The organism is Streptomyces scabichelini (genome assembly GCF_011045015.1).
Lineage (GTDB): Bacteria > Actinomycetota > Actinomycetes > Streptomycetales > Streptomycetaceae > Streptomyces > Streptomyces scabichelini.
In genome coordinates this window covers 1-3,795 of sequence record NZ_JAAKZY010000402.1, presented here as the reverse complement: position 1 = coordinate 3,795, position 3,795 = coordinate 1, and the positions used below count along the sequence as shown (strand labels likewise).

Here is a 3,795-nt window from a genome sequence, read left to right as displayed (position 1 = left end):
CCCTTGACCCCCGCATCCGCTTCGGCCACCGCCCGGAGGGCAACCGCAACGCCGTCCGGAGTCCAGCCCCGCATCTGCTGCCGCACCCGGTCGATCTTCCACGGAGGCATACCGAGCTCACGGGCAAGGTCAGCCGGACGACCCCCGCGCGCGGAGGAAAGCTTGCCGATGGCCCGCACCCCCTGCGCCAGCGCGCTGGTGATCAGCACCGGCGCAACCCCCGTCGACAAGGACCACCGCAGCGCCTCCAGCGCCTCGGCCGCCCGCCCCTCGACGGCCCGGTCGGCCACGGTGAAGCTGGAGGCCTCGGCCCTCCCGGTGTAGTACCGGCCGACGACGGCGTCATCGATCGTCCCCTCGACATCCGCGACAAGCTGCGCCACCGCGGACGCCAGCTCCCGCAGATCACTCCCGATCGCGTCGACAAGGGCCTGACAGGCCTCAGGCGTGGCCGACCGCCCGAGCGTACGGAACTCACCGCGCACGAAGGCCAGCCGATCCGCAGGCTTCGTCATCTTGGGGCAGGCGACCTCCCGCGCCCCCGTCTTCCGCGCGGCATCGAGCAGCCCCTTGCCCTTGGCCCCGCCGGCATGCAGCAACACCAACGTGATCTCTTCGGCGGGCGCCCCGAAATACGCCTTCACGTCCTTGACCGTGTCCGCCGACAGATCCTGCGCCCCGCGCACGATCACGACCTTCCGCTCGGCGAAGAGCGAAGGACTCGTCAGCTCGGCGAGCGTCCCCGGCTGCAACTGGTCCGACGTGAGGTCCCGTACATCCGTGTCCGGATCGGCGGCCCTCGCGGCGGCCACCACCTCCCGCACGGCACGGTCGAGCAGCAGATCCTCCTGCCCCACGGCGATCGTGACGGGAACGAGTACGTCTGCTGTGTCTGCGGGTTCAGTCTTCCTGGCCATCGCGCTCAAGCATCCCACGCACCACTGACAACGGCCCCCGACCCGTGTCCGGCCGGGCTGCGGCTACGGCTCTTCCCGCCAGCCGTCCCACTCCCCCGCGAACTCGTCCAGCTCGCCCGCATCGAACCGCCTCTCGGCGTCCCGCAGAACCACCAGCCACTGCGCGTCCTCGGCGTCGTCCTCGCCGGCCAGGGCATCCCGTACGAGCTGCGGCTCCTCGTCGATCCCGAACCGCTCCCCGAGCGCCTGAACCGCCTCCTCCGCGGCGTCGCGGTCGGGCAGCACCAGCACATGTCTCACATCCACATGACTCACATCGCTCACGCGGACATTTTCCGGTATGCGCCGAGCATCCCGCGCCGCGTTTCAGCCCTTGGGGACGACCTGCACGTCCAGGGCGACCCGGATGCTGGGCCCGACCACCGCGATGCCGCGCGCGAGCATCGTCTGCCAGCTCACCGTGAAGTCGTCGCGACGCAACTCGGTGGTGGCCCGGCACGCCGCCCGCACCTCGCCCTCCATGCCGTTGCCGAGCCCGAGGTACTCGGTGTCGAGCGTGACCGTACGTGTCACCCCGTGCAGCGACAGCGCCCCGGTGACCGCCCATCGGTTGCCGCCCTTGTGCACGAAGCGGTCGCTGTAGAACTCCAGCGTCGGAAACCGGTCGACGTCGAGGAAGTCCGCCGACCGCAGGTGGTCGTCCCGCATCTTCACGTTGGTGTCGATGGACGAGGCGTCGATCACCACGTGCATCGCCGTCTGCTCCACCTGCTCGGCGACCCGTATCACCCCGGCGAAGGTGTTGAACCGGCCATGCACACGCGCCAGTCCGATGTGCCGCGCGGTGAACCCGATCGACGAATGCGTCGGCTCGATCTCCCAGTCCCCCGGCTCCGGGAGCGCGGGCGGCTGCGCGACCCGAAGCATCACATCGCCGAGCGAGGTCACCCCGCTCTCCCGCACCGTGGCGGTCTCCCGGTGGGGCGTGTACCCGTCCGCCGACACCCCGAGCCGGTACTCACCCGCGGGAACCGTCGCCACGAACGACCCGAACGGATCCGCGCCACCACTGACCACTTGGCGGCCCATGGCATCGCTGACCGTGAACTCCGCATGCGACACCGGCTGGCTGACCGGATCCAGTACCCGGCAGCTGAGCGCCCCGGCGCCGTTCGGCATCGGCACGGCAGCAAGGAGACCCGTCCGTTGCATTCGGTTCTTACGGCTTCCCCGCCACCGGACGACCATCTATGACACACCTCGCGCGACATCAAAACAAGACACAATCTGCTGGCGATGCATTCGACCACTGGTGCGGCTTTCGAGGCAAGACTCGACCACATCGCGGGAATCCAGCAGATGTGCTGGATATACCCATGAGTAGCCCGAATTGGCCACTCCACTTGCATTTCCTCCCTCAAGACCTCCTCAAGGACCTCCTCAGGGATCTCCTCAGGGACTTACTTTCCCGATCACTGGTACGCGCTCCAGCACGATCCCGAACCTCTCCCGGTACAGCTCCAGCACCTCCTCGTCCGTGGCGAGATCCGATCCCTCTTTCGTCCCATCGGCGGCCGTGACGGTGAACGTGCGACCACTGAGGGTGATCCGCCCGCCGTCCTCGGTGAGCCGCGAGCACACGAGCGACTGCTTGAAAGGCGAATACGGCGAGGTGCTGTGCCACCAGGCACCGCCCACGAAGTCCCCGAGCACCCGCGGCCTCGTCTCCAGCCGGTACTGAGGTCTGCCGTCCAGCACGACGTCCAGGTCCCCGGAGCCCGCCGCGTCTCCCCGCACGCCAGCCGGATCCGCCCCGGCCTCGACCAGCCGGAACGTGCCGGCCGGATCCACCTGCTCGCCCCTCTCCCCGAAGGCCAGCGGAAAGCGGCTGTTCGCCCCGAACCCGACATCGACCAGCCAGTCACCGCCGTCCACCGTCCGCACCCGCAGCGCGAGATGGTCGAACGGGATGCCCAGCCGCTCCTCCTCCCCGTACACCCGCGCCGCGAGCAGCGTCACATCGAAGCCCAGCTCCGCGAGCAGCACCCCGAACGCGCCGTTCAGTTCGTAGCAGAAGCCGCCCCTCCGGGCGCCCACCACTTTGTCCAGGAGCTGTTCTTGCTCCAGAACGATCTCCTCATCCAAGTGGATCGACAGGTTCTCGAACGGCACGGTCAGCAGATGCCGCAGCTGCAGTTCACGGAGCACATCGACGGTGGTCCGCGCGGGGCGCTCGGCCCCGATCCGACGGAGGTAAGCCTGCATGGGTTCCATGCCCCCAGTTTCCCGGACCCTGGCCTCCCGGACCCCGGCCTCACGGACCCTGGCCTATCGGACGCTGGCCTCACGGGACCTCGCCTCACGAGACCTCCCCTCACGGGGACCTGGCCTCACGGGACTCAGCCTCCAGGGGACTCAGGCTCCGGGGGCCTCAGTCTCCCGCCACCCACAGGCGGTCCCCCTCTCCGGCGACGGCCATCGCCCCGTCCTCGTCCGTACGCAGCACCGTGGCACCTCCGGCACGCAGCGCCGCCACCGTGCTCGGGGCCGGATGCCCGTACGGGTTGTCGGCGCCCGTAGAGATCAGCGCGAGGCGTGGCGCCGCCCGGCGTATGAGTTCCGGGTCCTGGTACGCCGATCCGTGGTGGGCGACCTTGAGGACGTCCACGCCACCCAGGTCGGCTCCGGTCGGGGATCTCAACAGGGCCTGCTGGGCGGGCGGTTCGAGGTCGCCGAGCAGGAGCAGGGTCAGCCCGGCCGACCGCACGAGCAGGGTGACGCTCGCGTCGTTCGGGCCTTCCGGAGTCGGAGCCGGGCGGGGCGGAGGCCACAGCACCCGCCAGTCGAGCGCACCCGTACGCCGCCGCTCCCCCGCCAC

General features: G+C 69.6%; 5 protein-coding genes. All 5 read right to left on the bottom strand.

Annotated elements, in window-relative coordinates:
- Positions 1–917 (bottom strand): DNA polymerase III subunit delta (holA, locus tag G5C60_RS49905; protein WP_165270827.1); only part of this gene is annotated, 917 nt, incomplete at its 3' end.
- Positions 918–980: 63 nt separating this feature from the next.
- Positions 981–1,208, bottom strand: coding sequence for a hypothetical protein (locus G5C60_RS49900; protein WP_165270829.1), 228 nt, complete (start codon positions 1,206–1,208; stop codon positions 981–983).
- A gap of 75 nt (positions 1,209–1,283) precedes the next feature.
- The gene (locus G5C60_RS49895; RefSeq protein ID WP_165270825.1) at positions 1,284–2,165 is read right to left on the bottom strand and encodes a YceI family protein; all 882 of its coding nucleotides are present in this window, start codon (positions 2,163–2,165) and stop codon (positions 1,284–1,286) included.
- Positions 2,166–2,369: 204 nt separating this feature from the next.
- Positions 2,370–3,191 (bottom strand): arylamine N-acetyltransferase family protein, encoded by an 822-nt coding sequence (locus G5C60_RS49890; protein WP_165270823.1) that lies wholly within the window; start codon positions 3,189–3,191, stop codon positions 2,370–2,372.
- A 157-nt stretch (positions 3,192–3,348) separates the two neighbouring features.
- Positions 3,349–3,795 (bottom strand): ComEC/Rec2 family competence protein (locus G5C60_RS49885; RefSeq protein WP_420907488.1); only part of this gene is annotated, 447 nt, incomplete at its 5' end.

Coding starts and splice junctions, on each gene's coding strand:
- G5C60_RS49895 (WP_165270825.1), bottom strand. CDS start 2,165: ATGGTCGTCCGGTGGCGGGGAAGCCGTAAGAACCGAATGCAACGGACG.
- G5C60_RS49890 (WP_165270823.1), bottom strand. CDS start 3,191: ATGGAACCCATGCAGGCTTACCTCCGTCGGATCGGGGCCGAGCGCCCC.